This is a genomic window from Paenibacillus piri, assembly GCF_004354045.1.
GTDB classification, from domain to species: domain Bacteria; phylum Bacillota; class Bacilli; order Paenibacillales; family NBRC-103111; genus Paenibacillus_S; species Paenibacillus_S piri.
The window spans coordinates 24886-47307 of record NZ_SMRT01000009.1; the positions used below are offsets into that span (position 1 = coordinate 24886).

19 protein-coding genes are annotated in these 22422 nt (G+C 55.0%); all 19 read left to right on the forward strand.

Annotation, left to right across the window (positions count from 1 at the left end; all coding sequences use genetic code 11):
• Window positions 1-5: 5 nt before the first annotated feature.
• Window positions 6-776 carry an IclR family transcriptional regulator gene (locus E1757_RS18620; protein WP_133230839.1) on the forward strand — a complete coding sequence of 257 codons (771 nt, stop codon included), beginning with the start codon at window positions 6-8 and terminating at the stop codon, window positions 774-776.
• A 14-nt stretch (window positions 777-790) separates the two neighbouring features.
• Complete coding sequence (locus E1757_RS18625; RefSeq protein WP_133230842.1) at window positions 791-1672, forward strand: fumarylacetoacetate hydrolase family protein; 882 nt, start codon at window positions 791-793, stop codon at window positions 1670-1672.
• A 216-nt stretch (window positions 1673-1888) separates the two neighbouring features.
• Window positions 1889-3355, forward strand: coding sequence for an alpha-ketoglutaric semialdehyde dehydrogenase GucD (gene gucD / locus E1757_RS18630; protein WP_133230845.1), 1467 nt, complete (start codon window positions 1889-1891; stop codon window positions 3353-3355).
• A gap of 86 nt (window positions 3356-3441) precedes the next feature.
• A complete protein-coding gene (locus E1757_RS18635; protein ID WP_133230848.1) occupies window positions 3442-5415 on the forward strand; it encodes a YjhG/YagF family D-xylonate dehydratase in 1974 nt (657 codons plus the stop codon).
• Between the two features lie 366 nt (window positions 5416-5781).
• On the forward strand, window positions 5782-7332 hold the full coding sequence (locus E1757_RS18640) for an ABC transporter substrate-binding protein (RefSeq protein WP_133231277.1): 1551 nt from the start codon (window positions 5782-5784) through the stop codon (window positions 7330-7332).
• 20 nt (window positions 7333-7352) lie between these two features.
• Window positions 7353-8342: an ABC transporter permease gene (locus tag E1757_RS18645; RefSeq protein ID WP_133230851.1), complete on the forward strand. Its 990-nt coding sequence runs from the start codon at window positions 7353-7355 to the stop codon at window positions 8340-8342.
• Window positions 8339-9154 carry an ABC transporter permease gene (locus tag E1757_RS18650; RefSeq protein WP_133230854.1) on the forward strand — a complete coding sequence of 272 codons (816 nt, stop codon included), beginning with the start codon at window positions 8339-8341 and terminating at the stop codon, window positions 9152-9154. The genes E1757_RS18645 and E1757_RS18650 overlap by 4 nt, the downstream gene beginning before the upstream one ends.
• 47 nt (window positions 9155-9201) lie before the next feature.
• Entirely contained in the window at window positions 9202-10134 is a 933-nt protein-coding gene (locus E1757_RS18655; protein WP_133230856.1) for an ABC transporter ATP-binding protein, read from the forward strand.
• Entirely contained in the window at window positions 10124-10756 is a 633-nt protein-coding gene (locus tag E1757_RS18660; RefSeq protein WP_133230859.1) for an ABC transporter ATP-binding protein, read from the forward strand. The genes E1757_RS18655 and E1757_RS18660 overlap by 11 nt, the downstream gene beginning before the upstream one ends.
• 126 nt (window positions 10757-10882) lie before the next feature.
• Window positions 10883-11542: a GntR family transcriptional regulator gene (locus E1757_RS18665; protein WP_133230861.1), complete on the forward strand. Its 660-nt coding sequence runs from the start codon at window positions 10883-10885 to the stop codon at window positions 11540-11542.
• Window positions 11543-11857: 315 nt separating this feature from the next.
• Complete coding sequence (locus tag E1757_RS18670) at window positions 11858-13681, forward strand: sensor histidine kinase (RefSeq protein WP_133230863.1); 1824 nt, start codon at window positions 11858-11860, stop codon at window positions 13679-13681.
• Entirely contained in the window at window positions 13662-15164 is a 1503-nt protein-coding gene (locus E1757_RS18675) for a response regulator (RefSeq protein WP_165972177.1), read from the forward strand. The genes E1757_RS18670 and E1757_RS18675 overlap by 20 nt, the downstream gene beginning before the upstream one ends.
• 145 nt (window positions 15165-15309) lie before the next feature.
• Window positions 15310-16356, forward strand: coding sequence for a Gfo/Idh/MocA family protein (locus E1757_RS18680; RefSeq protein ID WP_133230868.1), 1047 nt, complete (start codon window positions 15310-15312; stop codon window positions 16354-16356).
• A gap of 89 nt (window positions 16357-16445) precedes the next feature.
• Entirely contained in the window at window positions 16446-17177 is a 732-nt protein-coding gene (locus E1757_RS18685; RefSeq protein WP_133230871.1) for a ThuA domain-containing protein, read from the forward strand.
• Between the two features lie 116 nt (window positions 17178-17293).
• Complete coding sequence (locus E1757_RS18690; RefSeq protein ID WP_246079284.1) at window positions 17294-18220, forward strand: carbohydrate ABC transporter permease; 927 nt, start codon at window positions 17294-17296, stop codon at window positions 18218-18220.
• Complete coding sequence (locus tag E1757_RS18695) at window positions 18217-19044, forward strand: carbohydrate ABC transporter permease (RefSeq protein ID WP_133230873.1); 828 nt, start codon at window positions 18217-18219, stop codon at window positions 19042-19044. The genes E1757_RS18690 and E1757_RS18695 overlap by 4 nt, the downstream gene beginning before the upstream one ends.
• 40 nt (window positions 19045-19084) lie before the next feature.
• Entirely contained in the window at window positions 19085-20347 is a 1263-nt protein-coding gene (locus E1757_RS18700; protein WP_165972178.1) for an ABC transporter substrate-binding protein, read from the forward strand.
• A 114-nt stretch (window positions 20348-20461) separates the two neighbouring features.
• Window positions 20462-21439, forward strand: coding sequence for a sugar phosphate isomerase/epimerase family protein (locus tag E1757_RS18705; RefSeq protein WP_133230878.1), 978 nt, complete (start codon window positions 20462-20464; stop codon window positions 21437-21439).
• 93 nt (window positions 21440-21532) lie between these two features.
• A complete protein-coding gene (locus E1757_RS18710) occupies window positions 21533-22315 on the forward strand; it encodes an SDR family NAD(P)-dependent oxidoreductase (RefSeq protein ID WP_133230880.1) in 783 nt (260 codons plus the stop codon).
• The last annotated feature ends 107 nt before the right edge of the window (window positions 22316-22422 follow it).

A 22422-nucleotide genomic window follows, 5' to 3' on the forward strand; every position in this document is an offset into this window, starting at 1 on the left:
CCGACATGCCGATTATACAATCGTTGGACCGCGCGTTGAATATTTTGGATTTATTCGACGAACAGACGAAGGAATTGAAAATTACGGAAATCAGCTCGCGGATCGGGCTGCATAAGAGCACGGTCCACTCCTTGCTGAAGACGCTGCAGCTGCACGGCTATATCGACCAGGACATCGAGAGCGGGAAATACAGGCTCGGCCTGAAACTGGTGGAGAAAGGCCAACAGCTGCTGCAAAGCATGGATATACGCGGGACGGCGCGCAAACATATGACCTTGTTATCGGCGCAAACCGGACAGACGACCCATCTGGTCATATTGGACGGTAAAGAAGGCGTCTACATCGACAAGGTGGAGGGCGACAAGGCCGCGATCCGCTACTCGCGCATCGGCGGCCGCGTGCCGCTGCATAGCAGTGCCGTAGGCAAGGCGCTGACGGCTTTCCGCAGCGCTCCGGAAATCGAGGAGCTGTTGAAAGGCTACCGCTACGTCCGGCAGACGGCTTCGACCATCGGCGATAAAGAGAGCTTCCTCCAAGAGCTGGATGGCGTCCGCCGTCAAGGCTATGCGGTGGACGACCAGGAGAACGAGCCGGGCGTCCGCTGCGCGGCGGCTCCCATCTTCAACCATGCCGGAGATGTGGCGGCGTCGATGAGCGTCTCGACCATGATCTCGGTCGTCGACGATGGGCAGTTCGCGCGCTGCATTGAGCTGCTGAAGCTTGAAACGGCGCAAATTTCTCAAGCGCTCGGTTTTAAAAACTTTTTTCCATATTGAGAGGATGGTCGAACATGAGAATTATTCGTTACAGGACATCGGCTTCCGCTGCGGTATTGGCGGCGTTGACGGATGAGGGAAAGCTGGTCGAACTGCAGCAGGCCGATTTTTTAAGCGTTGTCAGACAGGCGCAGTCGGAAGGCCGGACCGTTCTGCAATATGTTCAATCGGTTGTCGAGTCCAGCGAGGGCCGGCAAGCGGCGTTGGAGGAGCTTGATCTGCTGACGCCGATCGAAGCGCCGGAAGTATGGGCGGCAGGCGTGACGTACGAGAAAAGCCGCGAGGCGCGCAATTACGAAGCGACCGGCGGCAAAATGGACGCAAGCACATTTTACGATAAAGTGTATGACGCGGAGCGTCCGGAAATCTTTTTCAAATCGACTGCTGCGCGTACGGTAGGTCCGGGTCAGGGCGTGCAGCTGAGAAGCGATTCGCAATGGCAAATTCCGGAGCCGGAGCTGGCTTTGGTGCTTGACGGCGACGGTACGATTCTCGGCTATACGATCGGCAACGACATGAGCTGCCGCGATATCGAAGGAGAAAACCCGCTTTATTTGCCGCAGGCGAAAATGTGGAGGCGCTCCTGCTCGATTGGCCCGGCGATCCGTCTGGCCGAATCGGTCGACAATCCGTACGATTTTCAAATCGCCTGCCGTATTTTCCGGGACGGGGCGCAAGTCGTTGAAGGAACGGCGAACACGAAGCAGCTGAAGCGCAAGCTTGACGAGCTCGTTTCGTTCCTGAAACGGGACAACGAGCTGTTCGAGGGGACCGTCCTGATGACGGGCACCTGCATCGTACCGCCGAACGAGTTTACGCTGGCCGGCGGGGACCGGGTCGACATCGAAATCAGCGGCATCGGCAAGCTGTCCAATCCGGTTCTAGCCGCGGAATAAGCGGATCCGCCATATTTCGGATTCAATCCTGATGAGTCCGGACCATATAAGCTGTGAGGGCGGAATTGTTCCGAATAATCGTTTTTGAAGAGGGAGTCAACGAACAGCAGCCGACACCGGGCGGTAACGCGATCCGTGCGTACCGCGGGCATGTAGTCGCCGGACTTGTATATAATAGTCAATTTGTACATTCATTTATTTTAGGAGGAATGAACCATGTCTACAGCAGTCAACGCGCCCGTCTATTTAAACTATATCAACGGGGAATGGAGCGCCGCTTCAAGCGGACAAACCGCTACGAGCATCAGCCCGGCCAATAAGCATGAGGTAGTCGGTATCATCCAGGTATCCAACGCGGATGATTTGGACCGTGCGGTACAAAGCGCCAAGCAGGCGCAAAAAGGATGGAGAAAGCTGGCCGGACCGTCGAGAGGCGAATTTTTGTACAAAGCTGCCAATGCGATGGAACGCCGGTTGAACGAAATCGCCGAGACGATGACCCGCGAAATGGGCAAGACGCTGCCTGAGGCCAAAGGCGAAACGGCGCGCGGCATCGCGATTCTGCGCTACTATGCCGGCGAAGGCATGCGCAAAGTCGGCGACGTGATTCCCTCGACCGATGCGGATGCGCTGATGTTTACGACGCGCGTACCGCTTGGCGTTGTGGGAGTTATCGCGCCGTGGAACTTCCCGGTTGCCATCCCGATCTGGAAAATGGCTCCGGCGCTCGCATACGGCAACACCGTTGTGCTGAAGCCTGCGCAAGAAACAGCCGTTACAGCGGCTAAAATCATCGAATGCTTCGCTGAAGCCGGCTTCCCGGCCGGCGTGGTCAACCTCATTACCGGCAAAGGCTCCGTCATCGGCCAAGGCTTGGCCGAGCATAAGGACGTTAACGGCATTACGTTCACGGGCTCCAACCAGGTCGGCAAGCAGGTCGGTCAAGCGGCATTGGCAAGAGGCGCGAAGTATCAGCTGGAGATGGGCGGTAAAAACCCGGTCATCATCGCGGCGGACGCCGACCTCGATCTGGCGGTGGAAGGCACGGTCAGCGGCGGGCTCCGCTCGACCGGCCAGAAATGTACGGCGACGAGCCGCGTCATCGTGCAAAGCGAAGTCTACGAAGCGTTCAAGCAAAAGCTGCTGGCTAAGGTGCGCGAGATTAAAGTCGGCAACGGTCTGGAGGGCGAAACGTGGATGGGACCTTGCGCGAACGAGAACCAGCTGGATACGGTCCTTTCCTACATTCAAAAAGGAATCGAAGAAGGCGCCGAGCTGCTGCACGGCGGCGGACGTCCCGACGAAGCAGCGCTCTCGGACGGATTTTATGTGCAGCCGACCGTTTTCGATAAAGTCAGCCGCTCCATGGTCATCGCCCAGGAAGAAATTTTCGGACCCGTGCTGGCGCTGATCAAGGTGGATACGATGGAGGAAGCGATTGAAGCGGCGAACGATGCGGATTTCGGGCTGAGCGCCTCGATCTATACGTCGAGCATCGGCAATTTGATGTCGTTCATTCAAGATATGGATGCGGGACTCGTCCGCGTGAACGCCGAAACCGCAGGCGTGGAGCTGCAGGCTCCGTTCGGCGGCATGAAACAGTCGAGCTCGCACTCGCGCGAACAAGGGCAGGCGGCGATCGAATTTTTCACGGCGATCAAAACCGTGTTCGTAAAATCTTAATCCGACGCTGACCGGTCGCACCTGCGGATATACCGCACGGTGTGACCGTGATTTTATTCCGATATCGCGTAAAGGATGTGATCCTCTTGACCGATTCGTTACTTGAAATTATAGGGGCTTCCAAGCCCGAATTATATGAGATCCGTTCGAAGGCGCCGGGCCCCTCCGGCTCCTTGCCATTGACCCACGACATGCTGCTCCATGCGCCGAGCGGCGATCTGTTCGGCTTGTCGCAAAACGTCGGCATGGGCTGGTCGCCGCAGAAGCTGGGCGGCAAGCAGTATCTGATCTTGAGCACGCAGGGCGGCATCCGCAAGGAGGACGGCTCGCCGGTCGCATTGGGCTACCATACCGGCCATTGGGAGGTCGGTCTGCTGATGCAGGCGGCGGCGCTGGAAATTTCCGGCATGGGCGGCGTTCCGTTCGCCGGGTTCGTCAGCGACCCGTGCGATGGCCGCTCGCAAGGCACGGACGGCATGTTCGACTCGCTGCCGTACCGCAACGACGCAGCCATCGTCTTCCGCCGCCTGATCCGCTCGCTTCCGACACGCAAAGGCGTGATCGGGGTCGCAACCTGCGACAAGGGGCTGCCGGCGATGATGGTCGCCTTGGCTGCGATGGGTGACCTGCCCTGCATCATTGTTCCCGGCGGCGTCACGCTGCCGCCGGAGCAGGGCGAGGATGCGGGGAAGGTTCAAACGATCGGCGCACGGTACGCGAGCGGCGAAATGACGCTCGAGGAAGCGGCCGATCTCGGCTGCAGAGCCTGTGCGACGCCTGGCGGCGGCTGCCAGTTCCTCGGAACCGCGGCAACGGCCCAGGTTGTGGCCGAAGCGATGGGCATCACGGTTCCGCATTCGGCTCTGGCGCCTTCCGGACAGCCGGTGTGGGAGGAAGCCGCGCGGCAGTCCGCGCGCGCCGTCGCGGCGATGGAAGCCAAAGGCATCCGCATGAAGGATGTCTTGACCGATGGGGCGATACGCAATGCAATGGTCGTTCACGCGGCTTTCGGCGGCTCGACCAACCTGCTGCTGCACATACCGGCCATCGCCCATGCGGCGGGGCTTCGCGTGCCGGATGTGCAGGATTGGACGCAGGTGAACCGCCTCGTTCCACGGTTGGTCAGCGTGCTGCCGAACGGCCCGGAGTATCATCCGACCGTCCGCGTCTTTTTGGCCGGCGGCGTGCCGGAGGTTATGCTTCATCTGCGCGGCCTCGGTTTGCTGGATGAATCGGTGCTGACGGTTACAGGCGAGACGCTAGGAACGGTGCTGGACTGGTGGGAGAAGAGCGAGCGCAGACATAAGCTGCGCGAGCTGCTGGTCCGCCTGGACGGCGTCGATCCGGACGATGTGATCATGAGCCCGGAGCGGGCGAAACAAAGAGGGCTGACATCGACGGTGACGTTCCCGACCGGCAATATCGCTCCGGAAGGAGCGGTCGTCAAATCGACGTCGATCGATCCGTCGGTGCTGGATGCGGAAGGCATATACCGTCACCGCGGCAAAGCCAAAGTGTTTACGACTGAGCGGGAAGCGATCGCCGCGATCAAGACCGGAGGTGTCCAGGCCGGCGATATTATGGTGCTGATCGGACGCGGTCCGTCCGGTACCGGAATGGAAGAGACGTACCAGCTTACCTCGGCGTTGAAGCATCTCCCCTTCGGGAAGCATGTATCGCTCATTACGGATGCGCGGTTTTCCGGTGTATCGACGGGCGCGTGCTTCGGTCATGTCGGTCCGGAGGCGCTGGCCGGAGGGCCTATCGGCAAATTGCGGACCGGCGATGTGATCGATATCGTGGTCGATACGCGCAATTTGGAAGGTACGATTCATTATATCGGCAGCGAGGATGCGCCGGTCAGCCCGGAGGAAGGGGCGGCGATATTGGCGGAGCGGGAGCCGCATCCGGAGATGCGGCCGGATGCGAAGCTGCCTGACGATACGCGGCTTTGGGCTGCGCTGCAATCGGTCAGCGGCGGTACGTGGAAGGGCAGCGTCTACGACGTGGAGCGGATCACGGCCGCGATCGAAGCGGGTAAAAAGGCGCTGGGCTGGTAAGCTCAAGCCGGAGCTTTAGAATAAGCAGCGTGAGCTGCCTGGCATGACCATTGCGTAGGACCGTGAATGAACAGGTCCTATTGCGTCGGGTCGGCCAGGGCGGCGCACGCTGTTTTTTTGGTTGTCATATTTGTGTCACGAAATATCGAAAAAGTAGCACGAAAGTGATGACGTTCACGGGAAGTTGTGCTACAATACCGATAATTCGTGTTACTGGATGATGTTGGTATGAATCGGCTGCTTTTTCCGTTGATGCGCACCCCGCTTTCTAAGCCTTCCAGTCGACACAAATCATAACCATCAGGGGGAGAGATCGTGAGAGAAAAGGCTTTTCGCCATATTTGGATTACAGTACTTGTATCCGTTATGTTATTATCCGGCTGCTCGCAGGCAGTTCCCGAGAAAGAGGCGAACGCCCAAAAGGACGAGCTGGTTTTGGCGGTAGGCGGAGAACCGGATGCCGGCTTCGATCCGACGACAGGCTGGGGACGTTACGGATCGCCGCTGTTTCAAAGCACGCTTTTAACGCGGGACAAAGATTTGAAGATCATCAATGATCTGGCCGAAAGCTATGAGGTCGGCAGCGACGGATTGAATTGGACGGTCAAGCTGCGCAAGGATGCCAAATTTTCCGACGGCAAGCCATTGACCTCCGGCGATGTTCAATTTACGTTTGAAACTGCCGCCAAAAGCGGCTCGAGCATCGATCTCGGCAATATGCAGAGCGTATCGGCAGCCGATGAGTATACGGTGCGGTTCACGCTGAAAGAACCCCAATCGACATTCACGCAGATGCTGGTGGCAACCGGAATCGTACCGAGGCATGCCTATGGAAAAGATTATGCGCAGAAGCCGATCGGTTCGGGACCTTATAAGCTCGTGCAATGGGATAAAGGCCAGCAGCTGATCGTGGAGGCGAATCCCGAATATTACGGCGCCAAGCCTTATTTTAAGAAGCTGACGTTTTTGTTTCTGAACGAGGATGCTTCCTTTGCCGCCGCCAAGGCAGGCAAGGTGGACATCGCAGGAATCCCGGCGGCCTTCGCCAGGCAGCCGGTGCCGGGCATGCGGCTGGAGGCGGTACATACGGTGGATAACCGCGGACTGACGTTTCCATATGTAAAGTCCGGCGGCAGGACGAAGGAAGGCTATCCGATCGGGAATGACGTGACGGCGGAAATATCGATCCGCAAAGCGATTAATACGGCGCTGGACCGGAAGGCTTTGGTCCAAGGCGTGCTTGAGGGCTACGGTACGCCCGCCTACACGGTCAACGACGGGCTGCCGTGGTTTAATCCGGGCTCGGTCATAGCCGATGCGGATATGGCCGGAGCACAAAAAATTTTGGCGGATGACGGCTGGAAAGACACGAACGGGGACGGCATTTTGGAAAAAGGGCCGCTTAAGGCCGAGTTTACCTTGTTGTACCCGTCTAACGACGTAACCCGGCAATCGCTGGCCATCGCGGTTTCCGATTTGATCAAGCCGCTTGGCATCAGCATCAAGGTCGACGGCAAAAGCTGGGACGAACTGGAGAAGCTGATGCACGCGAATGCCGTGCTGTTCGGCTTTGGCAGTCAAGATCCGCTGGAAATGTACAATGTATACAGCAGCAAGTATATGGGGGTCGACTATTATAACCCCGGCTTTTATAAAAACCCCGTTGTCGACGCTTATATGGAAAAGGCCATGCGGGCGCTGAACGAAAAGGACGCGCTCGACTATTGGAAAAAGGCGCAGTGGGACGGCAGCACCGGTTTAAGTGCCAAAGGGGATGCCCCCTGGGCTTGGCTCGTCAATATCGATCATTTGTACCTGGTGAAGGAAGATTTGGATATCGGCAAGCAAAAAATACACCCTCACGGCCACGGCTGGCCGGTAACGGACAATATAGAGGAATGGAAACGGCTGAATTAGAAGGAAACGGAGTCGTAGTTATGTATAAGCGCATCCTTGCTTTTTTTCTGCTCAAAAGCGTAAGGCTTGTTATATTATTGGCCGCCGTATGTACCGTTTCGTTTGTACTGGTCAGCTATTCGCCAATCGACCCTGTTCAGGCATACATCGGCGCGGATATGATGCGCGTCAGCCCCGAGCAGAGGGCGCAAATCGCGGCTCATTGGGGATGGGATCAGCCTCCGTTGAAGCGGCTGCTGAGCTGGGCAACGGCGCTGCTTCACGGCGATCTGGGCACTTCGATGATTTATCGCAGGCCGGTTGCGGAGGTGATCGGCGGCCGGTTCCTGCATTCCATTGCCTTGATGAGCATCGCCTGGCTGCTGTCGGGTATTATCGGTTTTGTTCTCGGCGTTCTGGCAGCTATGAAAAAAGGAACGTGGACCGACCGCGTCATCAAATGGTATTGCTATACGCTCGCTTCAACGCCAACGTTTTGGCTCGGATTGCTGATGCTCATCGTATTCGCAGTTTGGTTGAGGTGGTTCCCGGTGGGCATGGCCGTACCGATCGGCGTGGCTGCCGCCGACGTCGCCTGGAGCGACCTGCTTCTGCATATGCTGCTGCCGGCATTGACACTAAGCATCATCGGCGTTTCCGGCGTTGCCCTTCATACGCGCGAGAAGCTGCTGCAGGTGCTGGACAGCGACTATATGCTGTTCGCAAGGGCTAGGGGCGAGAAAGGCTTCGGGCTGTTTTGGAGGCATGGCTTGCGCAATGTAGCGCTGCCGGCGGTTACGCTGCAGTTCGCCTCGTTCAGCGAATTGTTCGGCGGGGCCGTTTTGGCCGAGCAAGTTTTCACTTATCCCGGATTGGGCCAAGCTACAGTCGAGGCCGGACTTCGCGGCGATGTTCCGCTGCTGCTCGGATTAATCATATTTAGTACATGCTTCGTATTTACCGGCAATTTGCTGGCCGATTTGCTGTATCGCATCTTGGACCCGCGGCTCAGGGAAGGGGGAAGAGCATGAACCGGAGACAGCGAACGCTGCTGTTCATCTTCCTGGCTGCTGCCGGCTTGCTTGCCGTAGCTGTTGGCGGGATTTTGCTCGGCAGCGATAAAATCGCGACGCATTTGGAGCTGCGGAACTCGGCTCCTTCCTGGGAGCACCCGTTCGGCACCGATTGGCTGGGCAGAGATATGCTGACGCGCACGCTCAAAGGCTTGACGCTGAGCATAGTTGTCGGCATCGCAGCTTCGGTATCGAGCGTAGTGATTGCGATGACGCTTGGGCTGGCGGCCGCTACGATGGGCAAAGCCGTCGACCGGATCGTCGGCTGGCTTACCGATTTGTTCTTGAGCGTTCCGCATTTGGTGACCTTGATATTGATCTCATTTGTTTTGGGTGGCGGCGCGAAAGGCATTATTATCGGAATCGCTTTAACGCATTGGCCGAGCCTGTCCCGGATTATTAGGGCCGAGGTAATGCAGCTGAGGAATGCGGAGTATGTGCAAATTTCGAGGCATATGGGCAGGTCGCGCTGGTGGATTGCGACAAGGCATCTGCTGCCGCATGTGCTTCCACAATTTGCGGTTGGCCTGCTGCTCATTTTCCCGCATGCGATCCTGCATGAAGCGGCCATTACGTTTGTCGGGATGGGCTTGTCTCCGCATCAGCCGGCAATCGGCGTCATTTTATCGGAGTCTATGCGTTATTTATCGACCGGGATGTGGTGGCTGGCCTTTTTTCCGGGACTGTGCTTATTGCTGATGGTACGGGCTTTCGATACGTTAGGCGAAAATCTGCGCCGGCTGGCGGATCCGCATAGCTCGCATGAATGAACACGCAATCCGTTCTATTCGATTAAATAAAGGGGGGCTGAAAGCAGATGCCTGTTCTTGAAGTGGAAGACCTGGCCGTCAGCTTTAGGCAGTATTCGACTGGGCTTCGCCAGACCGAACTTAAGGTCATTCACGGTCTTCATCTTAGCATCGAGCCGGGAGAAATTACCGCTGTGTTCGGCGCCAGCGGTTCGGGCAAGAGCCTGCTGGCCCATGCCGTCCTTGGCATACTTCCCGGCAATGCGACAGTTACGGGCGAGATAAGGTTTGACGGCGTTCCGCTGACTCGGGAGCGGCAGGAGACGCTGCGCGGTCGGGAGATCGCTCTCGTCCCGCAGTCGGTCAATTATTTGGATCCGCTCATGCGCGTCGGCAAGCAGGTTGAAGCTTCGGTGTGCGGCGCAAGCCGCAGCTTCAGATTGAACAGCGTGCTGGAGGTGTTCAAGCGCTACAAGCTGGGGCCGGACACCGCGGGCAAGTTTCCTTTTCAGCTATCGGGAGGAATGGCCCGACGGGTGCTTGTATCAACGGCAACCTTGAGCGGCGCCAGGCTCATCATTGCCGATGAGCCGACCCCCGGGCTGGATGCGGAGGCGCTCGCGGAGGCGCTGCGTCTGTTCAAGCAACTGGCACAGGAGGGCTGCGCGGTTATGCTGATTTCGCACGATATCGAAGCCGCGCTGCAAATCGCCGACAAAGTGGCTGTCTTTTATGCCGGAACTACCGTGGAGGTTGCGGCAGCGGGAGATTTTAGCGGCGACGGCTCCCGGCTGCGCCATCCTTATACCCGCGCTCTATGGAATGCGCTGCCGCAAAATAAGTTTGCCCCGATACCGGGCGTACAGCCGCATCCGAACGCGATGCCGCCGGGCTGCTTATTTGCTCCCCGCTGCAGCTTGGCGACGGGCGAATGCGCTGCGGCCCGACCGGCGGTCCGGGAAATCCGCGGAGGGAAGGTGAGCTGCCTGCATGTCACTTGAAGCGCATCGCATCGGTTTCCGTTATGGGCAGGAGCCATGGATATTACGCGGCTTCGATTTTGATCTTCATCCGGGTGAGGTGGTCGGCTTGGCCGGCCCCAGCGGCTGCGGCAAATCGACTTTGGGCCAACTATTGGCCGGGTACCGGCAGCCGCTGGAAGGCAGCGTAACGCTGGACGACGCTTCTGTCTCGAGCTCCGGTTATCGGCCGGCGCAGCTTGTGTTCCAGCATCCGGAGAAAGCGGTCAATCCCCGTTGGATGATGGCGAAGACGCTTCGCGAAGGCTGGGAGCCCGGGAAAGAGGTGCTCGCCGCTCTCGGGGTCGAGCCGGATTGGCTGAACCGTTGGCCCCATGAACTGTCCGGCGGCGAGCTGCAGCGGTTCTGCATCGCCCGCGCTCTCGGCCCGGCGACGCGATATTTGATCGCCGATGAGATGACGACGATGCTGGATGCGATCACGCAAGCCCAGCTCTGGCACGCCGTGCTCGATATTGCGGCGCAGCGGGGTATGGGAATGCTGATCATCAGCCATGATCGTCATTTGCTGGAACGGTTATGTTCCCGGATCGTTGATGCCGCTGCATTCATGCCTCTTTCTTCCGCAAACGAATCGGTTTAAACAGCAGCCCGGCGGCCGGGCTGTTGTTCCAATAAACATTTGTACATTTCAAGCAATCTATGATATGTTAATACCATAAATTATCGATAATCGATAACTACCTTTGTAAAGGATGATGTGATCGCGATGAACGCCGCTCCGAGCTCCTTGCTGCCGAATTCAATCAGCGCGCAAGTCTATGAATCGCTTAAAGCTGCCATTATGGAAGGAAGATTGGTTCCCGGAAGCCGACTGTTGGTGCTGGACATCGCCAATACGTTCCAAATCAGCCAAGCGCCGGTCAGGGAAGCGCTGGAACGTTTGAAGCAGGAAGGTCTGATCCTCGGCAAACCGAATAAAGGCTCGGTCGTTTCGGAAATCACCGCCAAAGAAATTGTAGATATTGTTGCGGTTCGCGAAATGATGGAAGGCTTTGCGGTCAAGCATTCGCTCCCCTATTTGGAGGAGAATCATTTTCAAGAGCTTGGCCGGATCGTTCAGTGTATGGAAGATGCGATTCGGCATAAAAATAAATTAAGGCTTGTCGAACTCGATCATGATTTTCACGGTTGCTTTTACGAGCTGTGCGGCAATCATGTCGTGCAGCAGATGTGGGAGCAAATGAAAATGAAGGTGATGCGGTTTATAGCGGTTTCGAACTACCGGTTTTCCACCGAGCGTTTGGCCCAGGCCCATTATCATCTGATCGACGTGCTGAGAAGCGGCGACCCGTCTTTGGCGGAAGCCCAATTTGTCGACCATTTGCAGGCTTATAAGACGATACACACCTTGATCGCCCCGGATTGATTCAACGCCTGAATTTCCAGCGGAGCTGAACCTTTCTTTATGACAAGAAAAACTTCCGCTGAACCGCGGTCGCTCATCGTTGAAATGCCTCGATGGAGGTTTTCTTATACTCGAATAGTCAGAAATATAATATGACCCGGCGACCGCAATTTGGTAATCTGAAAAGGAGACAGCCCTTCTTCAGTTCCGAGCGGTTCCGGATCGGTTTTCGGCTTGTTTCGTTCATTCCTTCTCCTCGCTCTTCCCGTTTATTGTTCACGTCTATTCTTTTGTTGAAGCGATCTTCAAAGTTTCCCGGACAGGGGATGGTTCAACTTGCTGAGTAAAAGGAACAAAGATAAACGAATGCCTCCAATCTCATTTCAGAACAAGCTGCTGCTCTCCTACGGCTTGATTACATTGATTCCGGTATTATCCGCTCTGTTCATTTTCGGACTGAACTCATATAATGATACGAAACGTTATTATGAAGAATTTATGAACCAGCTCAGCGGCAGGGCCGACACGATTACGAACGAGTTTATTGCCAACACCGCGCGCAATTCGTATTTTTATTTAACCGACAATAATTTGAAAAATATTTTGGAGAAACGATACGTTCAGGACAAGATAGAGCTGTTGGAGGATGCCCGTAGCATGCAGAAGGCGATGGATCAGGTTGTGCTGATGAACGGGCAAATCACGGGCGTGACGATCATGGGGACGAACGGCAGCCAGTACAGCAGCTACGCGGCGTATTCGACGGATGCGAAAATGATCAGGAACCGAATCGCTGTCGATGATATGTATCGCGGGACGACAATGGTTTATGTCGAGGAAGGTCCAAGCGGCCACAATAAACGGGTTTCCCTGGTCCGGTATTTATCCGATATTAACCGCGACGATACGAATAAGGAAGGCTTCGTCAAGGTCGATCTCAATTACAGAGCCATCGAAAAAAACTTCGGCGGCGTAGCGGAAACGAACAGGGAGCTGGGAACGGTCGTGATTGCCGACGGCAAGCTGCTGTATACGACATGGGGCTCGTTGTTGCAGGACGAAGAAATCGGACGTATCCTGTCCCGGCTGCATGACGAGAAAAACCAGATGAACTCATTGATGCGAATCACGATCGGCTCCAAGAGCTATTTGTTTACAGCGAGAATCAACAAGCTGACGAATTGGATCATCGTTCAGATCATTCCATCCGAAGTCATCACGGCCGCCTTTCATAAGAACATCCAAATCTATGTGTTGATTTGCGCGCTGGCGTTAGGCATTGCCCTGTTATTGGCCGTTGTGTTCTCCAAACATTTTTTCAAACCGATTCATAAGCTCCGTACGAAAATGAAGCTGGCCGATGCAGGCCACCTGGATCTCGTCATCGATGAGGAGCACCGGCGCGACGAAATCGGCCAATTGGTGCATAGCTATAATGCGATGCTGATGCGGATGAAGCGGAGCCGGGAAGTCGAGATGAGATCGCAGCAGCTGCAAAAGAGAGCGGAGCTTCACATGCTGCAGGCGCAGATCAACCCGCATTTTTTGTACAACACGCTGAATGTCATTCATTCGATTGCGGAGCTGCACCGTGTCCAGCAAATTTCGATTATGACCAAAGCTTTGTCGAACCTTTACCGCTATAACGTCAAGAGCAAAGATATCGTGACGGTCCGCAGTGAATTGGAGCAGATCGGCAATTATCTCAAGATACAGCAAATCCGTTTTTTGGATAAGCATCGGGTCGTGTACGATATCGACGAAGAGCTGTACGACTGCCAAATATTAAAGTTTTTGCTGCAGCCGATCGTCGAAAACAGCTTCCAGCATGGACTGGAGCCGAAGGGAGACCACGGCACGCTCCTGATCGGCATGCGCAGGCAAGGGAATATCCTGCGCATTCGTGTCGAGGATGACGGGGTAGGCATCGACGAAGCGAAGCTGGAAGCGCTGAAGACGTCGCTGGTGCAGACGGCCGAGAAAGATGAAAGCGATTCCAAGCATCATCTCGGGCTGCGCAATGTGGCCGCGAGAATCCGGAACTTTTACGGCCCCCATTACGGGTTGAAAGTAACGAGCAAGCCGAATGAAGGCACATGCGTGGAAATGTTTATATCATCTAAAAAAGGAGATGAACGAAATGATCGTACTTTTGGTTGATGACGAATACTACGCCCGCAAAGCGCTGGCCCAAATGATTCAGGATTGGGAGCCGGACACGATCGTATATGAAGCCGAGGATGGCCTGCAGGCGCTGGAGCTGCTGGAAAAGACGCAGCCGCATGTCGTATTTTCCGACATCTGCATGCCGAAGGTGGACGGCATTCAGCTCGCTGCGCACATTGCCGAGAGCTATCCCGCGGTGTTCAACGTCATTATCAGCGGCTTCGACGACTTTAAATATGCGCAAAAGGCGATTGCCTACAAAGTGGAGCAATATTTGATCAAGCCGGCGGATAAGGACGAAATCGTCGAGCTGTTGAATGCGATCGACGGCAAGCTTCAGGCTGCGGCCGCTCAGGGGAGAGAGCAGCGTCTGGCCGCTCTGCTGTATGAAGCGGATGAGGTCAAGCACGAGCTATCGGGACTGGATGAGCCCGACTCCTACGTCTTCGCCGTTGTACAGGCGGAATGCGCGGACGCGAATCAGCTCCAGCCCGTCGCGGCTGAAGCGCTCGCCCGATGCGGACTGGATATGATCGCGATCCCCGACCGCCATTATGCCAATATGCTGGTCATCCGGCTGGCCTTGAACGAGCCGCTTGCGGCCGGGAAGCTGTCCAGGCTGAGGGAGCAGCTGAACGAACTGATCGTCACGTATACGGAATCGACCGGCAAGCGGCTGTCGGCCGGCATCGGCGGCGTCCATCAGGACGGGGCCAATCTGCAGCGGGCGTTCATCGAAGCGAAGACGGCGATGCTGCATCGGCTTCTTTGCGGCAGCGGCAAGGTGCATCTGTACAGCGAAGTGGTGAAGAACAGCCGCTACAGCCTGGAGCTGCTGGACGATATGATCGTTCCGCTCTACCCCAAAATTGTGAAAAATCAAATGAAGGACGTGCAGGAGACGGTCAATAAAATTTTCGAGCTGATCGTCGAGCTCGGACCGTCGATCTATGCGCTGAACAATGCATGCTCCAAGCTGATCGCGGTGCTGAACTCGGTCATTGAAACGTTCAACGACCGGAGTCTAGAAACCAAATCGTATTGGGAGCGGATCGACCTGTACCGTTTTTTTTCCACGGATCAAATCGCCGACCACATTACACGGCATTTGACCGAGATATCGAAGGCGCTCGAGAAGAGCAGCCCGAAGGTCGATGTCGTCGAGGATATCCGGCAGTATGTCATGCACAATTACCGCCATGACATCGTGCTGGAGGATTTGGCCAAAAACACGTATTTTACGGACCCATCGTATTTAAGCCGGCTGTTTAAAAAGAAGAGCGGCACCTGTTTTTCCAAATTTGTGACCGAAGTCCGGATGTATAACGCCAAAAAGCTGATGGAGACGAGCCCCGGTCTGGCCGTTGCCGAAATCGCGGACGCTGTCGGCTTTAACGACTGCTCCTATTTTATCCAGATGTACAAAAAGTTTTTTGGCGAGACGCCGGGCAAATCGATTAAAGCGAAGGAAGTCTAGAAGCTTGGAACACAGATTTGTTATAGCCGGAAAGTCAGTTTATTTATTTTGGACCGGATGCAACTCGTTTACAATAAAGCATGTAAGCCGGTAAGCGCTATCATTGGCTGCCGGCTATCAATCCTAACTGCGGAGGTATCGGAGCATGTCTGTATTAAGAATGGGAGTCATCGGGACCGGCGGCATCTCGAACACGCATATTAAAGGTATATTGAGATCGGACAACCTGGAGCTTGCCGCTATTTCCGATGTGCAGGAGGCGCAGCTGCAAAAATGCGGAGAGCAGTACGGCGTCGCGCCGGAGAACCGTCATCTGGACTATAAGGAGCTGCTCAGCAGACCGGATATTGACGCCGTCTCGATCTGTACGCCGAATTTCGTCCATTATGAGATTGCGAAGGAGGCGATTTTGCACGGCAAGCCGTTTTTGCTGGAGAAGCCTGTGGCGATGAATGAAGCGGAGGCGCGGGAGCTGCGCGATCTGGCGCTGGAGCGGAAGGTGAAGAGCATGGTTGCCTTCTCCTACCGGTATAAAGCGGCCGCGCGTTATGCGAAGTTTTTGATCGAGCAGGGGCATTTGGGCAAAATTAACCACATTTACGGGCAATATTTGCAAAGCTGGGGGCTCAAGGACGCACCGCTTGTTTGGCGGCTGTCGAAAAAGCACTCGGGATCGGGCGCATTGGGTGATCTCGGCTCTCATATGCTCGACCTTACCCGTTTTCTGGTCGGGGAAATAACCGAGCTTACGTGTGACGCTGGCGTCATTACGGAGCAAAGAAAGCTGCCCGGCAGCGACGACTTCGGGCAGGTCGATGTCGACGACTACTGCCACTATATGGCGCGAATCAACGGCCATATTCACGGCGCGTTTCAAATTTCGAGAATGGCGTTCAGTCGCGGCAACTACCAGCGGGTCGAAGTGTACGGCAGCGAAGGCGGACTCGTCTATGAGCTGGAGGCGGAGGATACGCTTCGCGTAAGCATCGGGCCCGTTTACGGAAAAGCGCTCGAGTATCACAGAATCAACGTTCCGAAGGAATTTTACGCCGATCAGATGCAAAGCTTTTACGAGCTGGTCACCGGCATGGGAGACGGTTTGTCGGCAACAATTGAAGACGGTTACATCAACCAGAAGACGATCGACGCGATTATTACGTCATTTGAAAATAAAACATGGGTAACGCTGTAGCCTTCAATCCGGTTTCGTTCGAACGGGCCGTAAGGCTATCGATGAATAGGGATAGGCTTGGAAAATGATACAGGAATGGAGTGATCGGGTTGAAAGTTACGATATGGAACGAATACCGCCATGAAGTTGAAAATGCCAAGGTTGCGCAGGTGTATCCGAACGGCATTCATCATGCGATTAAAGACGGGTTGGCGGACGCAGGGTTCGACATCGCGACCGCAACGCTCGACGAGCCGGAGCACGGGCTGACCGAAGAGGTGCTGGCACAAACCGACGTGCTCGTCTGGTGGGGCCATAAGCATCATAAAGACGTGCAGGACGAAATCGTGAACCGGGTATATCAGCGCGTATTGGACGGCATGGGACTGATCGTGTTGCACTCGGCTCACTGCTCGAAAATATTTAACAAGCTGCTCGGAACGCCGACCTGCCAGCTGTTGTGGCGCGAGGCGGACGAGAAGGAGCGGCTGTGGGTGATTGATCCGGCGCATCCGATCGCCGAAGGGATCGACAGATATATCGAGCTTCCGATGGAAGAAACGTACGGCGAGCATTTTAATATTCCGGCCCCGGACCAAATCGTCTTCGTCAGCTGGTTCGAAGGGGGCGAAGTGTTCCGCAGCGGCGTAACGTATCACCGGGGGAGAGGGAAAATATTTTATTTCCGGCCCGGCCATGAAACTTATCCTACTTACCATAACAAGCAAATCTTGCAAGTCATTGCCAACGGAATCCGCTGGTCGGCGCCGACCCGTTCGGCCAAGCCGGTATACGGAAACGCGAAGGCGCTGGAGGAAGTGAAGCCCAAGGTTAAATCGTAACGGTTCGAAACGAACCGTTACGGATCGATTCGGATCGCCGCCTTTGCGCGCATACTTGCGCATTCCGGGGACGACCGGATCGGTCGACGGTCCATGAACTGGAGAGGAGGATGCCTGTGGATGCCGTTCAAGCAACGAATGCCGCTGCCGCAGCGCGCAAAAAATGGCTGTCGATGCGCAGAAGCGGTCTCGTTTATTTCATGTTCACACTGCCGGCGCTGTTGTTGTATTTAGCCTTCTTTTTTTACCCCGCCATTTCCGGATTCTTTTACAGCTTTACGAACTGGGACGGGATTTCCAAGGTTTACAAGTTCGTCGGCATTAAAAATTATATCGACATCATGAAAGACACACGGTTTCTCCATGCATTGCGATTTACGCTGTACTACACGATGATCGACGTTATTGTCAAGCTGCTGCTGGCGTTGATTCTGGCCATGCTGCTGAGCAGCAATATAAAACTGAGAGGCTTGATCCGATCGGTGTACTTTTTCCCGGCGGTGCTCAGCCTGCTCACGGTCGGTCTCATATTCAACCAAATGTTTTATGCGGTGCTGCCGAGAATCGGGGAAAGCCTGGGCATCGAGCTGCTGTCGCGCAACATTTTGGCGAACAAGGATACGGCTGTGTACGGCATTATTTTGACAAACATATGGCAGGGCATTTCCATTCCGATGGTCATATTTATGGCCGGGTTGTCGAGCGTCCCCAAAGATTTGCACGAGGCCGCTACCATTGACGGAGCATCGCCTTTTCAACGGTTTTTCTCGATTACGCTGCCTTTCCTCATTCCGATGCTCAATGTGAATCTGGTGCTGGCGATCAAGGGGGCGCTGACGGTATTCGATTATATCGTTGCGATGACCGACGGGGGGCCGGCACAGGCGACCGAATCGATCGGCTATCTGATTTACCGGCACGGGATGAACGAGATGAAGTTCGGCTATGGCACGGCGGAGTCGATTTATATTTTTCTGATGGTAGGCATTATTTCAATCATTCAGATCAAGGTGCTTAACCGGAAGGAGGCGGGTCAGCAATGAGAACCCATCCTGCGCTCCAGACGGTCAAATACGCGATATTGGCCGTGGGCATGATCGCGATTCTGATTCCGATGTATATTACGGTGGTCGTGGCGATGAAGACGCCGGCCGAATCCGCCCGCAGCATGTTCTCGCTGCCCTCCGGCTTTTACCTGGGCAACTTCGAGAAGGTCATTCACGCCGGGAAGTATTGGAACTATGTAGGAAATTCCGTTTATATTACGGTCGTTTCCATCGTGCTGATGCTTCTCCTGATTCCGATGGTCTCCTTTGCGATTTCCCGCAATTTCAAGAAAAAGTATTATATCTTTTTGTTCTACTTTATTTTATCGGGCATTTTCGTGCCGTTTCAGGTTATCATGCTCCCGATCGTCAAGCATATGTCCAACCTGCATCTGCTGAATCACACCGGTCTCATCATCATGTACATCTCGCTGTCGTTTACGCAGGGCATGTTTTTAAGCGTCGGTTTTTTGAAAAACATTCCGATGGAGCTGGACGAAGCTTCGCGGATCGACGGCTGCGGCGTTTGGCAAACGTTTGCAACCATCATCTTCCCGCTGATGATACCGATCACGTCGACGATTCTCATATTGAACAGCCTCTGGATATGGAACGATTTCATGCTGCCGCTCGTGCTGCTGAACCGGAGCCAAAAGTTTTGGACGCTGCCCTTGTTTATTTACAATTTTAAAACCGAGTATACGATCGATTATAATTTGGCTTTTGCGGGCTTTTTTATGTCGATGCTGCCGATCATTGCGCTGTACGCGTTTATGCAGCGGTACATTATTAGCGGGTTGACCGAAGGGGCTTTGAAATAAGCGTGAATATGAAACTTAAAAAAAAATGGTGGTGGATCGCATGAACAAAATGAAGCAATGGACATCCGTTCTGATTGTCGGTGCGCTGGGGGTTACAGCGGGCTGTTCGGGAGGCGACGAGCCGGCCGGCGGCGGGAAAAACGAAGCCGCGGGCGGCACCGTCAAGCTTGAATATTTTCAAATGAAAAAGGAAGTCGTCGAAACCGTCAACAACATGATCAAAAAATTCGAAGAAAAAAATCCGGGCATCCATATCGAGCAAAATAACGTGCCGAACGCCCAGAATGTCTTCAATATGCGGTTGTCTACGCAGGACACGCCGCCCATATTTACCCATTATACGACGTCTCCGTTATTTATTAAAGCGGCGACCGACGGATTTGTGGCCGATTTGACGGGCGACCCGCTGCTGAAAAACGTTATTCCTAAATTCGTCGAGGAAACGAAAATCAATGGCAAAAACTATTTGGTGCCGATTGCGATCGGAACGTGGGGCGTTTATTACAATCTCGATGTGTTCAACGAGCTGAAGCTGGAAATTCCGAAGACGTACGCGGAGCTGATCCAGACTGCCGAGAAAATCAAGAGCGCAGGCAAGCTTCCGTTTCTGTTTCCGGACAAAAATGTCGGCATCCTCGGTCAGGAGATCAACTATAAGCTCAGCCTTGATGTGCCGGACGCGGAAACGTTTATCGTCGATGTGATGAAAGGGAAGAAGCATATTATGGATAATCCCGATATGCGGAAATACGCTCAAAAGCTGCTTGAAATGAGAAAATACGGTCAAAAAGACTCGCTGGGCACCGATATGGACGACGCCGTCCGCGAATTCGCGCTTGGCAAATCGGCGATGTATTTCCAGGGAATCTGGTCGATCCAGCCGATGAAAAAGGCGAACCCGAACATCAAGTTCTCGATGTTTCCAATGCCCGCGGACAAAGCCGAGGCTACGAAAATCGGCGCCTTCGTGGATACGGCCATAGGGCTGCCGAAGGACGGAAAAAACGCGAAGGAAGCGAAAAAATTCGTGGACTTTCTCGCAGCGCCGGATATGGTTCAATATTATGTGGACGAGACGCAGTATCCTTCCGCTGTCCAAGGGGTTAAAAACAACATTGCGGAAATCAAGGATTTGAACGCCATGATCGAAGCGGGCAAAACATTCCCGTCGATCTCCCGCCTGTATCCGGCCGGAATCGGCGACGATTTCTCCAAAGCGACGCAAGGGCTATTCGCCTCCGGGGATATCGACGCCTTCTTGAAAAAAACCGACGAGGTATTTTTTAACAAGTTGAATCAATAAGATAGTAAGAGGATAGTAAACAAGCTGAGTTTATCGATGAACGGGAATTAAGGCTGCTCCTGCCGTTCATCGATAATCTCCAAGCTAATCCATTTGGATGGGGAGGACTGGCGCATGAAATGGGGTTTGACGGTATACGGTACGGTATTCGATATGGGAATTCATCCGCAGTCGGGCAGGCAGCCGATTACGCCGAAGGAATTAATCGATATGGCTGCAGTAAGAGGACTGGAAGGGATTGAAATTCCGGACCGTATTTTGAGGGAGCATGATCCCGATACGGTGGCGGCATATGCGCAGGATAAAGGAATGTTTATTAACATCGCTTCCGGCGGATTTGATGCCGCTCATTTGAAGGAAGCGCTGGAGCTCGGGGAGCGGGTCGGCGCCGTAACGGTCCGGACCGTCGTCGGCGGCGCCAAATTCGGCGGCGACCGCAGACATATGGCCGGCACATGGCAGCCGTTTTTACACGATATATTAACCGGCTTCCAGGCGGCTGTCGAGACGGCGGAGCGGACGGGGGTCAATCTGGCGGTCGAAAACCATCAGGACCTGGCCTCGGAGGAGCTTCTGTGGCTGTGCGACCGGATCGGCTCGGACCGGTTCGGGATTACGCTGGATACGGGCAATCCGCTCGCTACGGCCGAGGAGCCGGTCAGCTTTTTCCGGCGCGTCGCGCCGTTCGTGAAAAATGTGCATTTGAAAGATTATTGGGTGTATGGCTCGGAGGAAGGCTACCGGCTTGTCCGCTGCCCGATGGGGCAAGGGGTTGTGCCGTTTGCCGAGCTTATCCGCATCCTGTCCGAAGCGCAGCCCGACGTTACTTTATCGCTGGAGCACGGCGCGCTGGAAGCCCGTCATGTGCGGGTGCTGGAAGAAGACTACTGGACCGAATATCCGGGCAGATCGGCCAGCCAATTGACACGCCTGATGCGTTTTATTCAGGATCATGTGAAGGAACAGGGTGATTGGCGGACGCCGTATGAAAAAGGCGAGCCGCCGGAAGCTATCGCGGCTTATGAAAGAGACCAGCTGGAAACCGGGCTGGCTTACATGACCTCCTTAATCCGCCGCACCAGGGTATCCTGACTTTATCGTGTCCAACAGACCGGCAGCGGGGGCCTCACTGCTTCTCGGAAGCGGCCCCTTCTGTCTATCATAAAAATACATGAGGTGATATGAATGACAGCACTTGAATTAGCGGGGAAAAATGCGATCGTAACCGGCTCCAGCCGGGGATTGGGCAAGCAGTATGCGCTGGATTTGGCCAAACGGGGTGCGAATGTCATCATCCACGATGTAAGCGACAAGTCCGCCCAGGAGTTTAACGAAGCCGAATCGGGCCATGACGTGGCGGCGGAAATGGCTCGGCTGGGAGTGAAGGCGGAGTTTATCGCAGCGGACCTGAGCGAGCCCGCACAGGCTGAAGCCCTCATAAAGCAGGCAATCGAGCGGTTGGGCTCGATCGATATATTGGTAAACAATGCGGGGGGCGATATCGGGAAAAACACGCCGCGTCCGGATCCGAACGACGCGCTGGACATCGGCGCGGACGATATCCGTTCGGTGGTCGAGCGCAATTTGCTCACCACCATGTACGCCTGCAAATTTGCAGGAAGCCACATGCGCGACCGCCGGACCGGCAAAATCGTCAACGTAGGCTCGATAGCAGGACATATACCGGTGCGCGGTGGAATCATCTACGCGGCGGCGAAAGCCGGGATCGCGCATTATACCCGCAGTTTGGCGGAGCAGCTGCGGCCCTATGACGTCAACGTCAACTGCATTTCCCCGGCGCCGACGTACACGGCCCGCTTTCTGGCTACGCGGACGGTGCAGGCGGAGGACGACAAATCGCGCCTGCAGCGGATTGCCGAGCCGGAGGATATGTCCAAGATCGTCATGTTCCTGTGCGGCCCGCTATCCGATTACTTGACGGGGGAAACGATCGTTTGCTGGAAGTAGCGGCCGGCGGACCGGAGCCGGGCCGATTCGTCGGGCAGGCGAGTGCCGGCCCCGGACAGCTTTATGAGGCATCGCTCGGAGACGCGGGTAATCCGGATCATTAACGC

Excerpts from the sequence above, each read along its gene's own strand:
- E1757_RS18620 (WP_133230839.1), top strand. The coding sequence starts at position 6 with ATGCCGATTATACAATCGTTGGACCGCGCGTTGAATATTTTGGATTTA.
- E1757_RS18640 (WP_133231277.1), top strand. The coding sequence starts at position 5,782 with ATGTTATTATCCGGCTGCTCGCAGGCAGTTCCCGAGAAAGAGGCGAAC.
- E1757_RS18625 (WP_133230842.1), top strand. The coding sequence starts at position 791 with ATGAGAATTATTCGTTACAGGACATCGGCTTCCGCTGCGGTATTGGCG.
- E1757_RS18680 (WP_133230868.1), top strand. The coding sequence starts at position 15,310 with ATGTCTGTATTAAGAATGGGAGTCATCGGGACCGGCGGCATCTCGAAC.
- gucD (WP_133230845.1), top strand. The coding sequence starts at position 1,889 with ATGTCTACAGCAGTCAACGCGCCCGTCTATTTAAACTATATCAACGGG.
- E1757_RS18705 (WP_133230878.1), top strand. The coding sequence starts at position 20,462 with ATGAAATGGGGTTTGACGGTATACGGTACGGTATTCGATATGGGAATT.
- E1757_RS18650 (WP_133230854.1), top strand. The coding sequence starts at position 8,339 with ATGAACCGGAGACAGCGAACGCTGCTGTTCATCTTCCTGGCTGCTGCC.
- E1757_RS18665 (WP_133230861.1), top strand. The coding sequence starts at position 10,883 with ATGAACGCCGCTCCGAGCTCCTTGCTGCCGAATTCAATCAGCGCGCAA.
- E1757_RS18660 (WP_133230859.1), top strand. The coding sequence starts at position 10,124 with ATGTCACTTGAAGCGCATCGCATCGGTTTCCGTTATGGGCAGGAGCCA.
- E1757_RS18695 (WP_133230873.1), top strand. The coding sequence starts at position 18,217 with ATGAGAACCCATCCTGCGCTCCAGACGGTCAAATACGCGATATTGGCC.
- E1757_RS18655 (WP_133230856.1), top strand. The coding sequence starts at position 9,202 with ATGCCTGTTCTTGAAGTGGAAGACCTGGCCGTCAGCTTTAGGCAGTAT.
- E1757_RS18710 (WP_133230880.1), top strand. The coding sequence starts at position 21,533 with ATGACAGCACTTGAATTAGCGGGGAAAAATGCGATCGTAACCGGCTCC.
- E1757_RS18645 (WP_133230851.1), top strand. The coding sequence starts at position 7,353 with ATGTATAAGCGCATCCTTGCTTTTTTTCTGCTCAAAAGCGTAAGGCTT.
- E1757_RS18700 (WP_165972178.1), top strand. The coding sequence starts at position 19,085 with ATGAACAAAATGAAGCAATGGACATCCGTTCTGATTGTCGGTGCGCTG.
- E1757_RS18675 (WP_165972177.1), top strand. The coding sequence starts at position 13,662 with ATGATCGTACTTTTGGTTGATGACGAATACTACGCCCGCAAAGCGCTG.